The organism is Asanoa siamensis, from assembly GCF_016862555.1.
GTDB classification, from domain to species: Bacteria; Actinomycetota; Actinomycetes; order Mycobacteriales; family Micromonosporaceae; genus Asanoa; species Asanoa siamensis.
The window spans coordinates 56,969-78,081 of record NZ_BONE01000031.1 but is presented as its reverse complement, the minus strand read 5'-3'; the positions used below and the strand labels follow the sequence as shown (position 1 = coordinate 78,081).

Below are 21,113 nucleotides of genomic sequence, written 5' to 3'. Positions count from 1 at the left end.
CCGGCTGGTTGGTGATCGCCGGCTTCCGCGGGCAGGGCACCCGCGGAAGCCGGCAGCCGGACCGCATCGCCATCGTCAACACAAGGAGGAGGACCATGTCAGTCTTCGCCAGTAGCCCACCGGCCGTGCCGGTATCGCGACGCCGTTGGTGGGTGCCGCGGGTCGTCGCCGCCGGGGTCGCGGCGGTGCTGGTCGGCGCGGGTGCCGCGGCGGTCGTGGCGACACCCGCCGCCGCGGCGACGGTCGACACCAGCGCCTGGTACGTGCTGGTCAACCGCAACAGCGGCAAGGCCCTGGACGTCTACAACCTGGCCACCAACGACGGCGCCCGGATCGTCCAGTGGGCCCGCAACAACGGCAACCAGCAGCAGTGGCAGTTCGTCGACTCGGGCGGCGGCTACTACCGGCTGAAGTCACGGCTCTCCGGCAAGGTGCTCGACGTCTACAACTGGTCGACCGCGAACGGCGGCGCCATCGTGCAGTGGAGCGACAACAACGCGGCCAACCAGCAGTTCCGGCTCGCCGACTCGAGCGACGGGTACGTACGCCTGGTCAACCGCAACAGCAACCGGGTGGTGGAGGTCCAGGGCGCCTCGACCGCCGACGGCGGCAGCATCGTGCAGTACGACGACTGGAACGGCGCCAACCAGCAGTGGCAACTCGTCCGCGTCGACGGCGGGGGCGGCCCCACGACGCCGCCGCCGGGCGGGTGCGACCTCCCGTCGACGTACCGCTGGACGTCCACCGGGCCGCTGGCGACCCCGAAGTCGGGTTGGGTGTCGCTCAAGGACTTCACGTACGCGCCGTACAACGGGCGGCACCTCGTCTACGCGACGACCCACGACACCGGGACGCGGTGGGGCTCGATGAACTTCAGCCTCTTCTCGAACTGGTCCGACATGGGTTCCGCCGCGCAGAACACGATGTCCAACGCGACCGTCGCACCCTCACTCTTCTACTTCGCGCCGAAGAACATCTGGGTGCTTGCCTACCAGTGGGGCGGGCCGGCGTTCTCCTACCGGACCTCCAGCGACCCCACCAACCCGAACGGCTGGTCGGCGGCACAGACCCTGTTCACCGGCAGCATCTCCAACTCCGGCACGGGCCCCATCGACCAGGCCCTGATCGGTGACGGCACCAATATGTACCTGTTCTTCGCCGGGGACAACGGCAGGATCTACCGCGCGAGCATGCCGATCGGGAACTTCCCCGGCAACTTCGGCTCGTCGTACACGACGATCATGACCGACACCACGAACAACCTGTTCGAGGCGGTCCAGGTCTACAAGCTCCAGGGCCAGACCCGCTACCTCATGCTCGTCGAGGCGATCGGTGCGCAGGGCCGGTACTTCCGCTCGTTCACGGCCACCAGCCTGAACGGCTCGTGGACACCGCAGGCCGCGACGGAGAGCAACCCGTTCGCCGGCAAGGCCAACAGCGGCGCCACCTGGACCAACGACATCAGCCACGGTGAGCTGATCCGCGGCAACGCCGACCAGACCATGACGGTCGACCCCTGCAACCTGCAACTGCTCTACCAGGGCCGCTCCCCCAACTCGGGCGGCGACTACGGCCTCCTGCCGTACCGGCCGGGCCTGCTGACCCTGCAGCGCTGAGCGGTCGGGCGCCCGGGACCGCCCGGGCGCCCGCTGCTGGCCAACCCAGAGAGAACGGAGGACACCATGCCTCAGGGCATCAGTCGGCATCGTTGGCGCGCGCTGCTCGCGGTTGCCGGGACAATCGTTCTGGCCGCTACGAGCATCACGGGCAGCCGGCTCGCCGCCGCGGACGCCGTTCCCCTGGCGGCGACGGCCGGCTGCGGCAAGGCTCCGGCGTTGAGCAGCGGGACGCACACGATCCAGAGCGGCGGCCAGAGTCGCAGCTTCGTCCTGCGGGTGCCGGCCAACTACAACAGCGCCAACCCGTACCGGTTGATCTTCGCGTTCCACTGGCGCGGCGGCACGATGAACGACGTCGCCTCGGGCGGAAGCAGCGGGAGCTCCTGGTCCTACTACGGCATGTCGGAACAGTCGAACAACACCGCGATCCTCGTGGCGCCGCAGGGCATCGGCAACGGTTGGGCCAACTCCGGTGGCCAGGACATCACGTTCGTGGACGACCTGACGAGGCGGATCGAAGACGCCCTGTGCGTCGACACGGCACAGCGGTTCGCCATGGGTTTCAGCTACGGGGGCGGCATGAGCTACGCGCTCGCGTGCGCCCGCGCCGGCGTCTTCCGGGCCGTCGCCGTCTACGCGGGCGCGCAGCTGAGCGGATGCGCCGGCGGCACCCAGCCGATCGCTTACTTCGGGATCCACGGGATCTCGGACAACGTCCTGAACATCTCCGCGGGACGTTCGCTGCGTGACACGTTCGTGCGCGCCAACGGTTGCGCCGCCCAGAGCCCGCGCGAGCCGGGTCCGGGCAGCGGGTCGCACATCACCACGCTCTACTCGTGCCGGGCCGGATACCCCGTGCAGTGGGCCGCTTTCGACGGCGGCCACGGGCCAGGTCCCGTCGACGGCTGCTCGGGCTGCGAAGACGGTGCCAGGACGTGGACCAAGACCGAGGTGTGGCGGTTCTTCGCGCAGTTCGGGGGCACCACTCCGCCGCCGGATCCGACCACTCCGCCACCGGACCCGAGCGGCAACCGGTTGCGGAACGAGGCGTCCGCGCGCTGCCTCGACGTCAGCCAGGCTTCCTCGGCCAACGGGGCACAGGTCCAGGTCTGGGACTGCCACGGCAACGCCAACCAGCAGTTCACCCGGAACGGGGCGACCCTGCGGGTCCTGGGCAAATGCCTCGACGCCCCGGTCAACGCGGCCGCCGGCACCCGCACGCAGATCTGGGACTGCCACGGCGGCGCGAACCAGCAGTGGGTGTTCAACGGCAACGGCACCATCAGCAGCGCGCAGACCGGGCTGTGCCTGGACGTCAACGGCGGCGCCACCGCCAACGGCTCCGCGGTCATCGTCTGGGGCTGCCACGGCGGTGCCAACCAGCGCTGGGCCCGCGCGTAGACACCAGTGGAAACGGCCATGTCCCCCCGGCCCGTCTTGGAGATCGAATGCCTGATCTGACCCGGCGACACCTGCTACGACTCGGAGCGGCCGGTGCCGGCGCGGCCGCGCTTCCGACCCCCTGGTTCGCACACCCGCGCGCCGCGTCCGCCGCTCCCGCGGCGGTCCGGGCCGCCAACGACCTCGCGCTCTGGTACGACGAAGGCGCCGGCACGGACTGGCTGCGGGCGTTGCCGATCGGCAACGGACGCCTCGGTGCGATGGTGTTCGGCAACGTCGACGTCGAACGCCTGCAGCTCAACGAGGACACGGTGTGGGCCGGGGGGCCCTACGACTCCAGCAACGCGCAGGGCGCCGCCGCGCTGGCCGAGATCCGGCGGCTGGTCTTCGCCAACCAATGGAGCCAGGCACAGGCTCTCGTCGACCAGGCCATGCGCGGACGGCCGGCGGGCCAGCTCGCGTACCAGACGGTCGGCGACCTGCGGCTCACCTTTCCCGGTGGCGGCGGAGTCTCCGAACATCTCCGGCAGCTCGATCTGACGACCGCGACGGCGTCGACGTCCTACCTCCGCGACGGCGTGCGCCACCAGCGTGACGTGATCGCGAGCGCGCCGGACCAGGTGATCGTCGTGCGGCTGACCGCCGACCGGTCCGGCGCCATCACGTTCTCGGCGCGGTTCGACAGCCCGCAACGCACCACGGTGTCCAGCCCGGACAACGCGACGGTGGCGATCGACGGCGTCTCGGGCGACATGGAGGGGGTCAGCGGACGCGTCCGGTTCCTGGCTCTGGCCCGCGCCGTCGTCGCCGGTGGCAGCGTCAGCAGCTCGGCCGGCACTGATAGCGGTTCTGGCAACGGCCGGGTGCGGCAGCGCGTCCGGACCCAAGGACGAGGACAAGAGCGCGGCGGGCGGCAAGCTCGTCGTCTGGGACTGGAAGTCCGGCGACGCGACCGCCGCCTCCTACGTCCAGAAGGCCAAGGCCGACTTCGCCAGGAAACACCCCAACGTCGAGGTCGAGTTCGTCGCCCAGCCGTTCGACCAGTACTACACGCTGTTGGGCGCGGCGATCCAGTCCGGGAAGGGCCCCGACGTGATGCTCTTCAACGGCGGCGGCCAGATCCGTGACCGGGTGGACTCGCTCGTCGCGCTGGACGAGTTCGTCGCACCCGACCGGCAGCGGCTGGCCGGCTGGGACGCGTTCGGCAAGGGCGGCAGGACCTACGCCGCACCGGTGACCCTGCAGGGGCACCCGATCTACTACAACAAGGCGCTCTACAAGAAGGCGGGACTCGACCCCGAGCGCCCGCCCGCGACGTGGACGGAGCTGCTCGCGGACTGTGCCGCCATCGTCAAGGCCGGCGCCAGGTGCTTCGCGCAGGGCAACAAGGAAGGCATCGGCATCCAGTTCTTCATGTCGGGCCTGGGCTCCGGGATCCTGACCCCGCGGGAGTACGACGACTGGATCGCCGGCAAACGCGACTGGCAGGCACCCGACGTCAAGCGGCTCTTCCAGTTGTGGAAAGAGGTCAACGACGCCGGCCTCAACACGGACGGCGCGAACTCGACGGCCATGTTCAACGACGCCTTCGCGGCGTTCCAGGCCGGCAAGGCGGCCCACATGATCGGGCTGATGTCCGACATCGGGCACTGGAAGGACTTCAACGAGTTCCTCGAGCCGGCGAACGTCGGCGTCATGACCGCTCCCGTCGTGACCGAGGGCGCCACCCCGAACCTTCCCTACGACGGCGGCATCGGGTACGCGGTGGCCAGATGGACGAAGGACCCCAAGGTCGCCGCCGACCTCGTCCGGTCACTGACCGCCACGGACGCACTCGCGTCCTTCTACGCCGACGCCGGCGCCATCGCCTCCGACACCACGATCGACGTTTCCACGGCCGGGCCCGCGGTCGCGACGATCGTCGCCGACCTCGAGGCCGGCAAGCCGGCGCTGCACGTCGCACTCTCCTCGCAGACCATCGAACTGATGGGCCGCCTGTCCCAGCAGCTGCTCAGTGGTTCCGTCACGGTCGACGAGGCGGTCAGGCAACTCGCGGCCTCCGACAAGCCGGCCTGAGCCCGTGTCCAACCGCACCCATCCGCCGCTCCGCCCGGCTTCGGCCGGGCGGGCCGGCGGCCGGTCCGCCCAGTCGCCGCCCCCCTCGGCCGCCGCGGCGCCACGCCGCCGGGCCCGCCGGGGCCCGCGCGGCGAGCGACTCGCGCCGTACGTGCTCGTCGCACCCGCGATCCTGATCATCGTCGCCCTCCGGCTGTGGCCACTGGGCCTGGGCGTGAACTTCTCGTTCACCGGCGACGGCGAGCGGAACGGCGCGCCGGTCGGCTTCGACAACTACGCGGACCTGTTCGGCGACCCACTCTTCCGGACCGCACTGCGCAACGTCGGCCTGCTGGTCCTGCTGTTGCCGATCGCCGTCGCCATCCCGGGCCTGCTGGCGACGTTCATCTACCTGCGGGTGCCCGGCCACCGGTTCTTCCGCAGCGTCTACTTCTTCCCGGCCGTGCTGTCGCCGGTCATCGTCGGCGCGATCTTCAACCTCCTGCTCGCGTTCGACGGGCCGCTCAACGCCCTCCTCGCGAAGGTGGGGCTCGGACCCGTCGACTGGCTCGGCGACCCGGGCATCGCCATGTTCGCGGTGGTCGGTGTGCACATCTGGGCGACGTTCGGGATGGCCCTGGTCGTCTTCCTGGCCGGCTTCGCCACGTTGGACGGTGCCCTGCTGGACGCGGCCCGGGTCGACGGCGCGTCACTCGGGCAGGTCATCTGGCACGTGATCGTTCCAGGGCTGTCGCGGACGATCCAGTTCGTCTTCGTCACCACCATGATCGGAATGCTGACGTCGATGTTCGGCCTGCTCTACGTGATGACCAGCGGTGGGCCGGAGGGTTCGACCTACCTTCCCGAGTACTACATCTGGATCCAACAGGGACAGTTCAACCGCCCGGCGCTCGCCTCGGCCGCCTCGACGGTGCTCTTCATGATCATGCTCGTCGTCGGCCTGTTGCAGCTCAGCCTGCTCCGCCGCGCCGTGAAGGAGTCCTGATGTCGCATGCCCGCCTGACCCGCTGGCTGCTGGCCCTGCCGATGGGGCTGCTCGCGCTGGCGACGATCTATCCCTTGCTGTTCACCGGCAACGTCGCGATGAAGACCCGGCGGGAGTACGTGCTGGACCGGTTCTCGGTCGCCGACGCGGTCCGCTTCGACAACGTCACCGGCGCGTGGAGCAGCGTCGGCATGGGGCGCTACTTCCTCAACTCCGTCATCGTGGTCACCGCCGCGGTCGTCCTGCTGCTCCTGCTCGGCTCGATGGCCGGCTTCGCGCTGAGCCAGATCAGGTTCCGCGGCTCGTCGGTGCTCTTCCTGGGCTGCCTCGCGGCGCTCTTCGTCCCGTTCCAGGTGATCATGGTGCCGCTGGCCCGGGTGATGGCCGACACCGGGCTCATCGACACGTACGCCGGCCTGGTGCTCGCCTACGTGGCGCAGTTCCTGCCGTTCACGGTCTTCCTGATGACCAGCTACTACCGCACCGTCGCACCGGAGATCATCGACGCGGCCCGGATCGACGGCAACACCCTGTACGGCGTCTACCGGCGGATCATGCTGCCGATCGGCGCCCCCGCCCTGCTCTCGGTCGGCATCCTCAACGCCCTCTTCTGCTGGAACGACGTGCTCATCGCGCTGCTGATGATGCCGTCGGCCGAGCATCGCACCCTCATGGTCGGCGTCACCGCCCTGCGCGGCCAGTACTCCGCCGACATCCCCACCTTCGCGGCGGGCGTGCTGATCGCCGCGGCCCCCGTCCTGCTGCTCTACCTGTTCCTCCAGCGCCAGATCGCCGACGGGGTCACCGCCGGCGCCACGAAAGGCTGACATGCGTATCACCGGGTTTCGGACACTGACGACGGTCCACGAGTGGGGTCGCGCCGTCGGTGACGCCAACGGCGTCTTCGCCGACGGCGGTGTCCCGGTGCCGATCATCATGGTCGACACCGACGAGGGGATCACGGGCATCGGGCTGGGCCCCCACAGCCACCTCGACACCGTCTTCGCGGCCATCGAGGGCGAGGACCCACGCGGTGTCGCGGCGCTGTACGACCGCATGCTGCGCCAGACGTTCAAGGCCGGTCACGCCGGTGCGGTCTTCGGGACCATCGGTGCGCTCGACACCGCGCTGTGGGACATCAAGGCACGCGCGGCCGGTGAACCGCTCTGGCGCATGCTCGGCGGCCGCGACCGCGCGGTCCCCGCCTACGCCTCGGGCCTCGACATCGGACTGACCGACGCCGACCTCGCGACCACCTACGCCGACTACGCCGAGCATGGGCTGCGGGCGGCCAAGCTCAAAGGCGGCCTGGACGTCGAGCACGACCTGCGCCGTCTGCTCCTGGTGCGCGACCTGCTGACCGACGCCGCACACGGGCGGCGACCCGGCCTGATGCTCGACGCCAACGAGTGCTGGACCCGCAAGCAGGCCGTGCGGCACGTCCACGAGATCGAGCGGGCCGTGGACCTCATCTGGATCGAGGAACCGGTTCGGCGGTGGGACGTCGACGGCCTCGTCGCGGTCGGGCGCGGGGTCCGGGCGTCGGTCGCCACGGGCGAGAACCTCACCGGACTCGAGCAGTTCCGCCCGCTGATCACGGCCGGGGCGGTCGACATCGTGCAGACGGCCGCGGTCTGGGGGATCACCCATTTCCTGCGGGTCTCGGCACTGGCGCACGCCTATGACCTGCCGGTCAGCCCCATCGGCACGACCCCGATCGGCCTGCTGCACGCGGCGACGGCCGTTCCGAACCACCTCGCCAGCGAGTTGCAGGACCTGCGGCCGCCGGTGGGGGTCTCGCTCGACGTCTCCGTCGAGGACGGCGCCTTCGTGCTCGGCGACTCCCCCGGCCTCGGGCTCGAGATCGACGAGCCGGCGGTGGCGGCATCGGCCCGCTTCGTCGACGGGAACGCGGCCGACAGCCCCAACGTGCGGCCCGTCGACGCGGGGCGCCGGTTGCTGGCCACCGCCGCTCACCGGCCGGCGCCGGCCGGGGTCCGGCACCTGGCCGCGCCACCCGCACCGGGCGGCGTCGCGGTCTGACTCCGGGTGACCCGGCGGAGGACGGCACCGCCCTTCCCGTCCCATCACGCATCAGGAGGTCCCATGTTCGGATCCTCACCCGCCGCCGTTCGTCGGCCGGCGTCGACCGCGGCGGTCACCGCCCTGACCGCCGCGGCCCTCGTGCTGGTCGCACCGGCCGCCCCCGCCCGCGCGGCGACCACCACCCTGTACGCCGCACCGTCGGGGGGTGACACGGCTTGCACGTCCGCGCAACCGTGCTCGCTGCCCGCGGCGCAGTCCCGCGTCCGGTCGCTGGCCGGCGCGATGACCGGCGACATCGTGGTGCAGCTCGCCGGCGGCACCTACCGGCTCGCCACGCCGTTGCGGTTCTCGGCCGCCGATTCCGGATCCAACGGCTACACCGTGACCTGGCAGGCGGCCCCGGCCGCCCAACCGGTGATCAGCGGCGCGCGCGCCGTCACCGGGTGGACGCTCGCCGACCAGGGGCGGAACATCTGGCGCGCCAACGTCGGTGCCGGGATCGACAGCCGGCAGCTCTACGTCGACGGCGCGCTCGCCACCCGGGCCCGCACCCAGGTCAACCGGGCTGACTTCACCGCCTCCAGCTCCGGTCTCAGCTTCACCAACCCGGCGCTCGGCTATCTCAACAACCTGGCCGCCAAGAGCCGCGTCCAGATGGAGAGCGTCAACTCGTTCACGGACCGTTACGTCTCGGTGCAGAGCATCAGCGGCAACATGATCACGATGCAGCAACCGGGGTGGAGCAACAACAACTTCGGGTACGACACCTTCACCAGCCCGCACCGGGCCGGCCCGCTTTATCTCAGCAACGCGTACGAGTTCCTGGACGCGCCGGGTGAGTGGCATCTCGACCCCGGCACCGGTGCGCTGTCGTACATTCCGCTGGGCGGGCAGAACATGGGCAGCGTCGCCGTCGAGCTGCCGACGCTGCAGTCCCTGGTGAACGTCGGGGGCACCTACGCCGCCCCGGCCCACCACCTCGCCTTGCGCGGTATCACCTTCACCGGCACCACCTGGCTGGGCGCGAGCAGCAACCAGGGTTACGTCGACCAGCAGACCGGCGCCTACATCGCCGGCAACTGGAGCTGGCCGAGCTTCAGCTCCTGCCACAACGGCTGCCCGCAGTTCGAGGCGACCCGGCCCAACTGGCAGCAGATGCCGGCTGCCGTGCAGGTCTCCGCGGCCAACACCATCACCTTCAGCGACTCCCGGTTCGTCAACCTCGGGCAGACCGCCATCGGCATCGGCAACGACGCCAACGGTCACACGAGCGGCGTCGGCCTCGGCGCCAGCAACATCACCGTCACCCGCTCGGAGGTCGCCCGCAACGCGGCCGGCGGCATCGTGGTCGGCGGCGTCCGCGCCGACGCCCACCACCCGAGCGACCAACGGATGGTCAACCGCGACATCACGATCAGCGACAATCGCCTGCACGACCTGGGCATCGAGTACCGCGGCATCGTCTCGGTGCTCACCACGTACGTCAACACGGCCACGATCTTGCACAACGAGGTCTACAACATGCCCTACACCGGAATGTCCATCGGGTACGGCTGGGGCTCGAACGACGCCGGCGGCAGCAACCACTACGCCGACCGTGGTCTCTACAACTACCAGCCGCGCTACTCGACGGCGACGACGGCGGCCAACAACCGGTTGGTCGGCAACTACGTGCACGACGTGATGCAGCAGATGAACGACGGCGGATGCGTTTACACGCTGTCGGCCAACCCCGGCGGGCTGATCAGCGACAACTACTGCCTACGGACCAACGGCTACTTCGGCGTCTACTTCGACGAGGGCTCCCGCTACTACACCGCCCGCACCAACGTGTTCTCGTCGACCGGCACCTGGGCGACCGCCAACTACTGGTTCGCCGAGAACATGGGCAACTTCACGGTCACCGGCAACTGGTCCACCAACGGCAGCACGAACGTGACCAACGGTGACCGCGGCAACGTCGTCTCCGGCAACGTCACCGTGACCAACGGCAACTGGCCGTCGGGCGCGCAGTCCGTGATGGCCGCGGCCGGGCCGCGGGGTACGACCAGTCCGGGCAGCGTCACGGTGGTCGGCGTTGCCTCGCAGCGCTGCGTCGACATCCCCGGCACCACGACGGCCAACGGCACCCAGGCTCAGCTCTGGGACTGCAACGGTGGGGCCAACCAACGGTGGACCCACACCGCGGGCAGACAGCTCACCGTGTACGGCGACAAGTGCCTGGACGCCTCGAACCGGGGAACGGCGAACGGCACCGCCGCGATCATCTGGGACTGCAACGGTCAGTCCAACCAGCAATGGAACGTCAACACGAACGGCACCATCACCAGCGCGCTGTCGGGGCTGTGCCTCGACGCCAGCGGCAACGGCACCGCCAACGGCACGAAGCTCCATCTCTGGTCGTGCCACGGCGGCACCAACCAGCAGTGGAGCCTGCGGGGCTGAGCGGGCGCGGCGACGGCTCGGGCACCTCATCCGGGTGCCCGAGCCGTCGGTCGAACCGGGTCAGGGACGCAGGTGGGCGAAGTGCTCCTTGCCCATCACGACCGGGTTGGTCAGCTCGCCCACGCCGTCGATCGTGATCGTGACGACGTCGTCCGGGCGCAGCGTGAAGTCCATCGCCGGGGCCAGGCCCGTGCCCGTCGAGAGGACCGCGCCGTCCGGGAAGTTGTCGGCCGCGAACAGGTAGGAGACCAGTTCCGCCAGCGGCCGCTTGATCCGGGCCGTCGAGGTCGTGCCCGACCAGACCGCGACGCCGTCCCTGGTGACCCGCACCGCGACCGGCAGGTCGTCGCCGGCCACCTCCCAGGCCGGGCGGATGCCGGCCGACAGCGCGCACGCGCCCGCGTACACCTTGGCCTGTGGCAGGTACAGGGGGTTCTCCCCCTCGATCGACCGGGAGCTCATGTCGTTGCAGACCAGGTAGCCGACGATCTCGCCGAGAGCGTTGACCACCAGCGCCAACTCCGGCTCGGGCACGTCGAGGCCCGAGTCCGCGCGGATGGCGACCGGGTCGCCGTCGACCACCACCCGCCAGGCCGCCGACTTGAAGAACAGCTCGGGCCGGGCCGCGTCGTACACCCTGCCGTAGATGTCGGCCTCCGTGCTCTCCTCCATCCGCGCCTCGCGCGAGCGCAGGTAGGTGACGCCGGCGGCCCAGACCTCCGTGCCGCCGTCGACGGGCGCGAGCAGGGCCGCTCCCTCGACCACCTCACCCGGCGCGGCGAGCGCCCCACGGAGGTCGGCGAGCGGCAGGCGCAGCAGGGCGGCCATGGACGGCACGGCGGGCAGCGCGCGCAGCACCCCGTCGGACCGCACCCCGATCCGGGCGGTGTCGTCGTGCTCCAGGCGGTATCGGACGATGTGCATGACGGGCAGCTTAGGCGCTACCCCATCCCGACCGCCGCCGCGGAGATCTCCCACAGCCGGGCCGCGTTCGCCGGATCCATCGCGTACGGCGCCACGCCGGTGAAGGTGCCGGGCTGGTTGAGGCCGGCCTCGTGGCAGTCCTCGAAGTAGCGGCCCGACACGCCGGCGAGCGAGACCGCGCTGGCCACGTAGACCGAGGTCGCCGCCCCCTGCGACGGGGTCTTCCACCCTGGTCCCGCCGCCGCACGCGAGTCCAGCTCGGCCAGTTCGGTCTCGGAGAGGTGCCGTTGCAGCTTGCCCCGCACGCCGCCGGGGTTGACCGCGTTGACGGTCACGCCGTCGTGCAGCCAGCGCCGCGCCGCCTCGACCACGAACAGGATGTTCGCGGTCTTGGACTGGTCGTACGCGACGGTCGGGTCGTAGGGCCGACGCCGGAAGTTGATGTCGTCGAAGTCGACCGGCGCCCGCAGGTGCGACGCCGAGGTGACCGCGACGACCCGCGCGCCGTCGGCCGCCAGCAGCCACGGATGCAGGGCGACGGTCAGCGCGAAGTGTCCGAGATGGTTGGTGGCGAACTGCGACTCCCAGCCGTCCGCGGTGTGCGCCTCGGGCGTACGCATGATCCCGGCGTTGTTGACCAGGATGTGCAGCGGCCCCACCCAGCGGTTGGCGAACGCCCGCACCGAGCCGAGGTCGGACAGGTCGAGCAGCTCCCACCGGACCCCGGCGGCCCGCCCCTGCGCCGGATCGCGGACGGCGATCGTGACGTCGGCGCCGGCGCCGGCCAGCGCCCGCGCGGTCGCGAGCCCGATGCCGGACCCGCCGCCGGTCACGAGCGCCCGCCGCCCGGCCAGCGAGACGCCGGCGAGCACCTCTTCCGCGGTGGTCCGGGCGTCGAACGGCATTCTCAGGCCTCCTGGGCGGTGAGCGGTGTCGCGATGCTTTCCAGCCCGCGGCGTTCGGCCTTGACCCCGAGGAACGCCGCGACGATGCCGGCGAGGCCCATCAGGATCGCGCCGATCGTGAACGCCCAGGCGGTGTCGGTGACGACGCCGGTCGAGACCAGCTTCGAGAAGAGCAAGGGTCCGGTGATCCCGCCGGCAGCCGTACCGATGGCGTAGAAGAACGCGATCGCCAGCGCCCGCGTCTCCATCGGGAACACCTCGCTGACGGTGAGGTAGGCGGAACTCGCGCCGGCGGAGGCGAAGAACAGCACGAACGACCACGCGGCCGTCATGGTCACGGCGTTGAGATGGCCCTCGTTGAACAGCCAGGCGGTGATCAGGAGCGAGACAGAGGAGATCAGGTACGGTACGTACCGGCGATCATCGGCTTGCGCCCCACGGTGTCGAAGAGCGGCCCGAGCAGCAGCGGCCCGAGCAGGTTCCCGACGGCGATCACCGCGAAGTAGTAGCCGGTGCTGCCGGACGGCGTACCGAAGAACGTCTCCAGGATCTGCGCGAAGCCGAACGTGATCGCGTTGTAGAGGAACGCCTGGCCGACGAAGAGCGAGAAGCCGAGCACTGTCCGTTTCGGATAGCTGCGGACCATGGTCCGGGCGATCGTCCCGAAGCCGATCGAGTGCCGCTGGCGGATCGTCAGGTACTGGTCGGGCTGATCGAGCCGGGCGCCGGTCTCCCGCTCGACCTCCTGCTCGATGCCCTCGACGAGGGTGTCGGCCTCCTGGTCGCGGCCGTGGATGAACAGCCAGCGTGGGCTCTCCGGCACGTTGCGGCGGACCAGCAGGATCACCAGGCCGAGCGCGACGCCGACCGCGAAGGCGAGCCGCCAGCCGAGTTCGGTGGGCAGGAAGTTGATCAAAGGGATGGTGATCAGGGCGCCCGCGGCCGCGCCGGCCCAGTAGGTGCCGTTGATGATGATGTCGATCCGGCCGCGGTGGCGTGACGGGATCAGCTCGTCGATGGCCGAGTTGATCGCCGCGTACTCGCCGCCGATGCCGAAGCCGGTCAGGAACCGGAACAGGAAGAACCACCGCCTCGAAGGACAGGGCGGTCAGGCCCGTGGCCACCAGGTAGACGGCCAGCGTGATGATGAACAGCTTCTTGCGGCCGTAGCGGTCCGTGAGCCAGCCGAAGAAGAGCGCGCCCGTGCAGGCGCCCGCGACGTAGAGGGCGGCGGCGAGGCCCGTGATCTGCGACTGCGAGATGTCGATGCCGCTGTCGGGCTTGGCGAGTTGGCCCGAGAGGTTGCCGACCATGGTGACCTCGAGCCCGTCGAGGATCCAGACGGTGCCGAGTCCGATCACGATCAGCCAGTGCCAGCGCGCCCAGGGCAGCCGGTCGAGCCGGGCGGGCACGTTGGTGCGGATCGTGCCCAGCTCCCCCGCGGCGCTCACCGCTCCATTCTGTGGGCTTTGCGCCGTAATTCCGCGCATATCAGGCTGCGGCGACCTCCCGGGCGAGGGCGACCAGGTCGGCCACCGCCGGGTGCGTCGGTGGCGAGCGCCAGGCCAGGTGGACGGTGATCTCCGGGGCGTCGACCAGCGGCACGTACGCCACCGCCGGGTTCGGGTACATCGCGGCCGTGGCCGTGGTGGAGACGCCCACGGCGCGGCCGGCGGCGATGGCCGCCAGCCAGTCGTCGGTGTTGGCCACCTCGACCGTCGCGGCCGGGGTGCGGGACGGCGGCCAGAGTTCCAGTGTCGTCGTGCCGCTGCGGCTGTTGACCGCGATCGGCTGGTCCGCCAGATCGTCGAGACCGAGGGCGGCCGCCGCGGCCAGGGCGCTGTCGGCCGGGACCGCGGCCACCCGGCCCTCGCGCAGCAGCGGCGTGACGGCCACCCCGGGCAGGTCCACCGGTCCCCGCAGGATCGCCACGTCGACCCGGCCCCGGGCCAGGCCGGCGGTGCGGTCGTCGATGCGCATCAGCTCCAGCGGCGTTTCCGGATGACGCTCCCGCCAGCGGCGCAGCAGCGGCGTGGTGAGCGCGCCGAGCGCCGACCAGGCATGCCCGAGGCGCAGCGGCGCGTTGCCCACCCGGGCCGGGTCGAGCACGTCGTCGACCGCGGCGACCGCGGCCGCCGCGCGGTCCCGGAAGGCCTGCCCGGCGGCGGTCAGCCGCAGGTGGTGGGTGGACCGGTCGACCAGCCGGGCGCCCAGGTGCTCCTCGAGTTGGCGCAGCGTCCGCGACAGCGCCGGCTGGGTCACGTGCAGCCGGGCCGCGGCGCGGGTGATCGAGCCCTCGTCCGCGATCGCCAGGAAGGCCCGCAGATGCCGGAGGTCGACGGTCATAACCTAGAAGCATAAGCCCAGGGAAATCGGCATTTCCGGGCGTACGGCGGCCGACCTTACCGTCGTTTCGTGACCGCCGTGCTGACCCCGCCGACCGCGACCCGGACTCGCGCCGACGGCGGGGTGGCCCTCGTCCTCGCCGGCGCCCTGTCCGTCCAGTTCGGCAGCGCGGTCGCGGCCCTGCTCTTCCCCCAGGCGGGCGTCGGCGGCGTCGTCACCCTGCGCCTGACCATCGCCGCCGTGGTCCTGCTCGCCGTCTGCCGGCCCCGGCTGCGCGGCCGCGGCGCCGCCGACTGGGCCCTGGCCGGCGGCTTCGGCGTCGCCCTGGCTGGCATGAACACGCTCTTCTACCACGCGATCGACCGCATCCCGCTCGGCCTCGCGGTGACCCTCGAGGTGCTCGGGCCACTGGGGCTCTCGGTCGTCACGGCCCGGAAGGCGGCGAGCTGGGCCTGGGCCGGCATCGCCCTCGCCGGCGTCGCCCTCCTCGGCCGCACCGGCCTCGGCCGGCTGGACCTCGCCGGCGTCGCCTTCGCCCTGGGCGCCGCCGCCATGTGGGCCGCGTACATCCTGCTCAGTGCCCGCGTCGGCGCCCGTTTCGCGAAGCTCGACGGCCTGGCCCTCGCCATGGCCGCCGCCGCGGTGCTGACCCTGCCGCTGGGCGTCACCGACGGCGGGGCGGCCCTGCTCCACCCGCACGTGCTGGCCCTCGGCACGGCGGTCGCGGTGCTCTCCTCGCTGCTGCCGTACACGTTGGAACTGACCGCCCTGCGCCGCATGCCCACCGCGACCTTCGCCGTCCTGACGAGCCTCGGGCCCGCCCTCGCGGCGCTCGCGGGCTGGCTCGTGCTGCACCAGCGGCTCGGCCTGACCGACGCGCTGGCCATCGCGCTCGTCATCGCCGCGAGCGTGGGCGCGGTCCGCGCGGGTGTCCGCTTGCGACGCTGAGCGACGACTGGTGAGCTGAGAGGCATGTCGGTTGGTGCGGTTTCCCAGATCCACGTCAGCGTGAGCGAGCTCGAGCGGTCGGTCCGGTTCTACCGGGACGTGCTCGGCATCCCGTTCCTCTTCGACGTGCCGGGGCAGTCGATGGCGTTCTTCCAGAGCGGCGACGTCCGCCTCTACCTCGGCGTGCCCGAGTCCGAGGCGTTCGCCAGCAAGGTGACGCTCTACTTCACCGTCGACGACCTGGTCGCCGAGCGGGAGCGGCTCGCCAAGGAGGGGGTCTCCTTCCTCGACGAGCCGCACCTGGTGCACCGGGACGACACGGGTGAGCTGTGGATGACGTTCTTCCGTGACCCGGACGGCCACAACCTCGCCCTGACCGAGACCCGACCGGGCTAGAAGCCGGTGCGCCCCGCTCCGTACTGGTAGAGCGGGTTGCCCGTCGGCGTCGGCTGCTGGCCGGCGTCGATCTGGGACCGCAGCGTCGTGCGCTGGGCGGCCGTGGCGCCGAGGTCGTAGGGCAGGTCCCAGGCCTCGGTCGCGTCCGCCAGCACGTCGCTGCCGCCCGGGCGGAGCACGTCGGTCAGGCTGCGTGGCAGTTGCCAGGGCAGCTTGCCGGTCGGCGCGTAGTCACCGAAGAGCAGGCTGGCCAGCGCCGGCCCCATCTCCTCGCCACCGCGGTAGGTGACGACGATCGCGTTCGCCTGGTCGTGCCACTCCGTGATCACGTACGGGCGGGGCATGACCAGCGCGACCACCACCGGGATCCCCCGGGCGCGGAAGTTGCGGATCAGGGCGAGCTGGTCCGGCGGCAGGTACGGCTGCTCCTTCACCCACTGCGTCCCGTGCGTGTAGGAACCCTCCCCCACCGCGACGATCGCCAGCTTCGGGTTCGGCGCGTCGCCGGAGACCACGTTCACGCCGGCCTGCGCGCCCCTGGCCCGGATCGCGTCCAGCATCGTCAGCGACCCGTACTCCTGGTGGAAGTAGCTGGTCCAGATGCAGCACGCGGACGTGTCCGTGGCGCGCGGCCCGGCGACCACGACCGTGTCGCCGGCCGCCAGTCGCAGCGGCAGCACCGCACCGTCGTTCTTCAGCAGCGTCATGGCCTCACGCGACGCCTGGTTGGCGAGGGCGGTGTAGGACGGCTGGTGCATCCGGTACGGGCCGTTGACCGGGTCGCCGTACGGGTTCTCGAAGAGGCCGAGCTGGAACTTGATCCGCAGCACCCGGCGCACGGCGTCGTCGATCCGCGCCGCGCCCACGGAACTGATGAAGGTGCCCATCGAGAAGCCGGTCGCGCCCGGGTCGGCGCCGCCCATCACGTCGGAGCCGGCCCGCGCCGCGCCGACCCACGCGCCCCAGGGCAGCCAGTCGGTGGTGATCAGGCCTTGATAACCCAGATTCTGTCGCAGGTACGCGAGGATCGGCGCGCTGTCACCGGCCCCGGGGCCACCGGGGTCCAGGAAGGACGATCCCGCGTACCCGGGCATGATGTTGACGGCGCCCGCCTCCATCGCCGCCCGGAACGGGATCAGGTGGTACTTGATGGTGACCCCGTCGTAGACGATCAGCGCCTCGCCACCCGCGCCCTCGCCCGGCCAGTGCTTGACCGTGGCGAGCACCGAGCGCGGGTTGAGCTCCGGGCCGCCCTGCAGGCCCGCGACGAGCGCCCGCACCTGGGCCGCGGCCACGACCGCGTTCTCGCCGTTGCCCTCCTGGATGCGCGGGTAGAGCACCTTGGTGCCGACCTCGGCCAGCGGGCCGAGCACACCGCGGGTGCCGACCTCGAGCTGCTCGCGGCGCTGCATGTCGCCGAGCTTGTACTGCAGCGGGTAGTTGCGGGCCGCGGCCAGCGCGCTCTGCGTCGGGTAGGTGGTCTGGTAGCCGTGGATGGTGTCGCCGGCCGAGACGAACGGGATGCCGAGCCGGGTGCCCGAGGAGCCGAGCAGCGCGGCGTGCAGGTCGGCCGCGCCGGCCGGGCCGAAGTGCCAGCCCGCGCGCGGGAACGCCTGGGCGTTGTAGAACATCTGGTACGCCTTCTCCTCGGCCGTCATCCGGCCCAGGAGGTCGTTGACCCGGGTCTCGATCGGCTGGCGCCAGTCCTCGTACGGCGCGATCGTGCCGTTGCGGTCGAGGTCGCGGGCGCCGGCCACGACGTTGATGCCGTCCGCGACCGTTTCGAGGGTGGGCACGTAGACGCTGAACCGGCGGATGGCGCTGGTCGTGCTGCCGGCGGTGACGTACCACTTGTAGGTCCAACGATCCGATAGATCCCAGGTCGGCGTGTACGACGTCCCGGTGACCTCGGCGACGCGGGTGTAGAGGTCGATCAGGTTGCCGGTCGCGGCGAAGTCGTAGTCGGTGCGGCTGACGTTGATCCAGACCTGGTAGCGGGTGGCGCCGCCGACCGCGGCCCAGGACATTGCCGGGCGGCGGGTGGTGGTGACCATCGCGCCGTCGGCGGGTGCGCTGAGCGCGAACTGGCCGGTGGTCGCCGGCGGGCGGGTCGGTCCGGAGAGCAGCGGCGGGCTGGTCGCGCTGGTGTCCACGGTGCCGAAGACCTGGAACTCCCACAGCGAGTAGCCGTAGCCGGTGGCGCGGGCGGTGCCGTAGAGGCGCAGGAAGCGGCCGCTCGCCGTGACCGCGAGCCGTTCCGTGCCGCCGCGGCCGGCGGTGGTGCTGTAGACGCTGGTCCAGGTGGTGCCGTTGGTCGAGGTCTCCAGGCGGTACGCGGAGGCGTAGGCGCTCTCCCAGGTGAGGACGACCTGGTTGATGCTGGCGGTGCCGCCGAAGTCGACGCTGATCCACTGTGGATCGCTGTACTGGCTCGACCAGCGGGTGGTGGTCCGGCCGTCGACGGCCGCGGCGGGGGCGTTGCCGCCCTCGTACGAGGACGCGTTGACGGTCTTGAAGGCGGAGATCGGGGTGCCGCCGGCAGGTGGCGGGTCGGTGGGGCCGCCGCCACCGGTGGTGCCGAAGACACGGAACTCCCAGAGCGAGTAGCCCCAGCCGCTGGTGCGGGCGGTGCCGTACATGCGGACGTAGCGGCCGGATCCCGTGACCGCGAGGGTCTGGGTGCCGCCGGTCGCGGTGGTGGTGGAGTAGACGGTCTGCCACGGGCCCGTCGCGGAGGCGGCGACCTGGATCTGGAACGCGGACGCGGCGGCCGACTCCCAGACGAGTTCGACCTGGTCGATCGCGGCGGTGGCGCCGAGGTCGACCTGGAGCCACTGGGGATCGCTGAAGGCGCTGGACCAGCGGGTGCCGGGGTTGCCGTCGACGGCGGCGGAGGCGGGGGTGCCGGCGTTCTCGGTGGACGAGGCCGTGGCCGGCTTGCCCTGGGAGATCAGGGGGCCGGCGGCTACGGCCGGGGTCGCGGGGACCCCGGTGGCGAGCATGGCGAGGATCGCGCCGGCGACGAGCAGCCGGCGGCGGGGTGGGGCTGGCATGTGCACTCCTATTCGGGGACGGACGAACTTGGAGAGCGCTCTCCAACAGGTTCACGACTCGCGGCTCGCCAGTCAAGGGGACGAATATTCGGCGTTGTCGAATTGCCTCTTGACAAGGCCACCCCTCGGGGACGAGCGTCTGCGCCTGAGAGCGCTCTCTCACCCCTGCTTCCGTCCCCGCAGGAGTCTTCGCATGCCTCTGGCTCTTTCCCGATCCCGCCGCGCCGCGCTCGCCGTGGTCGCCGCGGCCACCCTGCTCACCGGGCTGCTCGTCGCGACCACCCGGTCGCCCGCCGACGCCGCCCTCGTCCTGGTCTCCCAGGGCAAGCCGGCCACCGCGTCATCCACCGAGAACGCCGCCTCGCCCGCGTCTGCCGCCGTCGACGGCAACGCCGGCACCCGCTGGTCGAGCGCGTTCGGCGACCCGCAATGGCTCCAGGTCGACCTCGGCTCGATCACCCAGGTCTCCCAGGTGGTCCTGCAGTGGGAGGCCGCCTACGCGCGGGCCTTCCAGATCCAGGTGGCGACCGCCGCCGGCGGGCCGTGGACCACGATCTACTCGACCACCACCGGGACCGGCGGCACCCAGGCGTTGACCGTCACGGGAGCCGGCCGGTACGTGCGGATGAACGCCACCGCGCGCGGCACGCCGTACGGGTACTCGCTCTGGGAGTTCCAGGTGTACGGCCTGATCGACACCGGGCCGACCTGCTCGGGCAACGCCGCGCTCAACCGGCCGGCCGCGGCGTCCACGGTCGAGAACGCGACCATGCCCGCGTCGGCGGCATTCGACGGCAACGGTGCGACCCGCTGGTCGAGCACCTTCGCCGATCCACAGTGGATCCGCGTTGATCTCGGCAGCACCCGGACGCTCTGTCAGGTCGTCCTGCAGTGGGAGCCGGCGTTCGCGCGGGCCTTCCAGATCCAGGTGTCCGGCGGGCCGGACGGTCCGTGGCAGACGGTCTACTCGACCACGACCGGCGCCGGCGGCACGCAGACCCTGGCCGTGAGTGGCTCGGGTCGCTACGTGCGGATGAACGGCACCTTGCGGGCCACGCCGTACGGCTATTCGTTGTGGGAGTTCGTCGTGCGTACCACCGAAAGCGGTCCGACGCCGCCGCCCACGAACCCGCCGCCGACCGGTGGCTTCTGGGGCGACACCAGCGCCATCCCGCCCGCGCAGAACGTGGTCATGGTCAAGATCCTGAACCGGACCAACGGCCGCTACCCCGACAGCCAGGTCTACTGGAGCTACAACGGGCAGGTGCACTCGATCGCCGAGCAGCCCTACTTCGACATGCCGGCCAACACGGCCGGGCGGATGTACTTCCACCTCGGCTCACCGACCAGCGAATACAGTGACTTCATCGAGTTCACGGTCGGGCCGAACGTGTTCAACGGCAACACGACCCGGGTCGACGCGTTCGCGCTGAAGCTGGCGATGCGGCTGCGCGCGGACGACGGCTACGACGCGGCGGTCGGTGAGACGGAGGCGACGTTCGCCGAGGACCGCGCGGTCACGTTCCAGCGCTTCTCCGACGCGGTGCCGGCGGAGTTCAAGCACCTGGCGACGATCCAGGCGCCGTACCGGATCCCGTCGCCGGGCAACTCACCCCAGTTCCGCGCCGGTGGCGCCTATCAGAACTACCTGACCGCGTACGCGGCGGCGAACGGCCTGCCGGCGTCCACATCGGACATACTCGGGTGCGCGGGTCCGCTGGCGAACAACGCGGCGGGATGCGCGGCCCTCAACCGCCACGTGGCGCACCTGCCGCAGTCACAGTGGTCGAACCCGGCGACCTTCTACCAGGCGCCGCCGGCGAACTACTACGCGAAGTTCTGGCACGACCGCGCGATCGACAACCTGTCCTACGGCTTCCCGTACGACGACTACGCCGAACAGTCCTCGTTCATCTCCCACGCCGACCCGCGGTGGCTCCTGGTCGCCGTGGGCTGGTAGGCGACGTGA

General features: G+C 71.1%; 16 protein-coding genes and 2 pseudogenes. 11 read left to right on the top strand and 7 right to left on the bottom strand.

Features of this window, described 5'->3' with window-relative positions:
* Positions 1 to 95 precede the first annotated feature (95 nt).
* From Asi02nite_RS20005 to Asi02nite_RS19970, 8 genes and pseudogenes are all read left to right on the top strand, one after another.
* On the top strand, positions 96 to 1,616 hold the full coding sequence (locus Asi02nite_RS20005; RefSeq protein ID WP_203715059.1) for a non-reducing end alpha-L-arabinofuranosidase family hydrolase: 1,521 nt from the start codon (positions 96 to 98) through the stop codon (positions 1,614 to 1,616).
* A 66-nt stretch (positions 1,617 to 1,682) separates the two neighbouring features.
* Complete coding sequence (locus Asi02nite_RS20000) at positions 1,683 to 3,020, top strand: ricin-type beta-trefoil lectin domain protein (RefSeq protein ID WP_203715058.1); 1,338 nt, start codon at positions 1,683 to 1,685, stop codon at positions 3,018 to 3,020.
* A gap of 47 nt (positions 3,021 to 3,067) precedes the next feature.
* Positions 3,068 to 3,793 (top strand): annotated as a pseudogene (locus Asi02nite_RS19995) (glycoside hydrolase family 95 protein); the annotation flags it as partial.
* A 37-nt stretch (positions 3,794 to 3,830) separates the two neighbouring features.
* On the top strand, positions 3,831 to 5,096 hold the full coding sequence (locus Asi02nite_RS19990; RefSeq protein ID WP_239126840.1) for an ABC transporter substrate-binding protein: 1,266 nt from the start codon (positions 3,831 to 3,833) through the stop codon (positions 5,094 to 5,096).
* 4 nt (positions 5,097 to 5,100) lie between these two features.
* Positions 5,101 to 6,081, top strand: a complete 981-nt coding sequence (locus Asi02nite_RS19985; RefSeq protein WP_203715057.1) for a carbohydrate ABC transporter permease — start codon at positions 5,101 to 5,103, stop codon at positions 6,079 to 6,081.
* The gene (locus Asi02nite_RS19980; protein ID WP_203715056.1) at positions 6,081 to 6,908 is read left to right on the top strand and encodes a carbohydrate ABC transporter permease; all 828 of its coding nucleotides are present in this window, start codon (positions 6,081 to 6,083) and stop codon (positions 6,906 to 6,908) included. The genes Asi02nite_RS19985 and Asi02nite_RS19980 overlap by 1 nt, the downstream gene beginning before the upstream one ends.
* 1 nt (position 6,909) lies before the next feature.
* On the top strand, positions 6,910 to 8,124 hold the full coding sequence (locus Asi02nite_RS19975) for a mandelate racemase/muconate lactonizing enzyme family protein (protein ID WP_203715055.1): 1,215 nt from the start codon (positions 6,910 to 6,912) through the stop codon (positions 8,122 to 8,124).
* 63 nt (positions 8,125 to 8,187) lie between these two features.
* A complete protein-coding gene (locus tag Asi02nite_RS19970; protein WP_203715054.1) occupies positions 8,188 to 10,572 on the top strand; it encodes an RICIN domain-containing protein in 2,385 nt (794 codons plus the stop codon).
* A 60-nt stretch (positions 10,573 to 10,632) separates the two neighbouring features.
* Here the strand turns inward: Asi02nite_RS19970 and Asi02nite_RS19965 are convergent, their stop codons facing one another.
* From Asi02nite_RS19965 to Asi02nite_RS19950, 6 genes and pseudogenes are all read right to left on the bottom strand, one after another.
* Entirely contained in the window at positions 10,633 to 11,496 is an 864-nt protein-coding gene (locus tag Asi02nite_RS19965; RefSeq protein ID WP_239126839.1) for a fumarylacetoacetate hydrolase family protein, read from the bottom strand.
* A 17-nt stretch (positions 11,497 to 11,513) separates the two neighbouring features.
* Positions 11,514 to 12,401 (bottom strand): SDR family NAD(P)-dependent oxidoreductase, encoded by an 888-nt coding sequence (locus Asi02nite_RS19960; protein WP_203715052.1) that lies wholly within the window; start codon positions 12,399 to 12,401, stop codon positions 11,514 to 11,516.
* 2 nt (positions 12,402 to 12,403) lie between these two features.
* A complete protein-coding gene (locus tag Asi02nite_RS41710; protein WP_239126838.1) occupies positions 12,404 to 12,733 on the bottom strand; it encodes an MFS transporter in 330 nt (109 codons plus the stop codon).
* Between the two features lie 65 nt (positions 12,734 to 12,798).
* A complete protein-coding gene (locus tag Asi02nite_RS41705) occupies positions 12,799 to 13,431 on the bottom strand; it encodes an MFS transporter (protein WP_275410372.1) in 633 nt (210 codons plus the stop codon).
* 76 nt (positions 13,432 to 13,507) lie between these two features.
* Positions 13,508 to 13,714 (bottom strand): annotated as a pseudogene (locus Asi02nite_RS42370) (MFS transporter); the annotation flags it as partial.
* A gap of 178 nt (positions 13,715 to 13,892) precedes the next feature.
* Complete coding sequence (locus Asi02nite_RS19950) at positions 13,893 to 14,747, bottom strand: LysR family transcriptional regulator (RefSeq protein ID WP_203715050.1); 855 nt, start codon at positions 14,745 to 14,747, stop codon at positions 13,893 to 13,895.
* 69 nt (positions 14,748 to 14,816) lie between these two features.
* On the opposite strand from Asi02nite_RS19950, the gene Asi02nite_RS19945 reads away from it, so the two are divergent.
* Together Asi02nite_RS19945 and Asi02nite_RS19940 are read left to right on the top strand one after the other, a co-directional pair.
* Positions 14,817 to 15,695 carry an EamA family transporter gene (locus tag Asi02nite_RS19945; RefSeq protein ID WP_239126837.1) on the top strand — a complete coding sequence of 293 codons (879 nt, stop codon included), beginning with the start codon at positions 14,817 to 14,819 and terminating at the stop codon, positions 15,693 to 15,695.
* Between the two features lie 24 nt (positions 15,696 to 15,719).
* Positions 15,720 to 16,091, top strand: a complete 372-nt coding sequence (locus tag Asi02nite_RS19940) for a VOC family protein (protein WP_203715048.1) — start codon at positions 15,720 to 15,722, stop codon at positions 16,089 to 16,091.
* Here the strand turns inward: Asi02nite_RS19940 and Asi02nite_RS19935 are convergent.
* Complete coding sequence (locus Asi02nite_RS19935) at positions 16,088 to 19,144, bottom strand: discoidin domain-containing protein (RefSeq protein ID WP_203715043.1); 3,057 nt, start codon at positions 19,142 to 19,144, stop codon at positions 16,088 to 16,090. The genes Asi02nite_RS19940 and Asi02nite_RS19935 overlap by 4 nt on opposite strands.
* 193 nt (positions 19,145 to 19,337) lie before the next feature.
* Here Asi02nite_RS19935 and Asi02nite_RS19930 point away from each other — a divergent pair, with 193 nt between their 5' ends.
* A complete protein-coding gene (locus Asi02nite_RS19930) occupies positions 19,338 to 21,104 on the top strand; it encodes a discoidin domain-containing protein (protein ID WP_203715042.1) in 1,767 nt (588 codons plus the stop codon).
* The last annotated feature ends 9 nt before the right edge of the window (positions 21,105 to 21,113 follow it).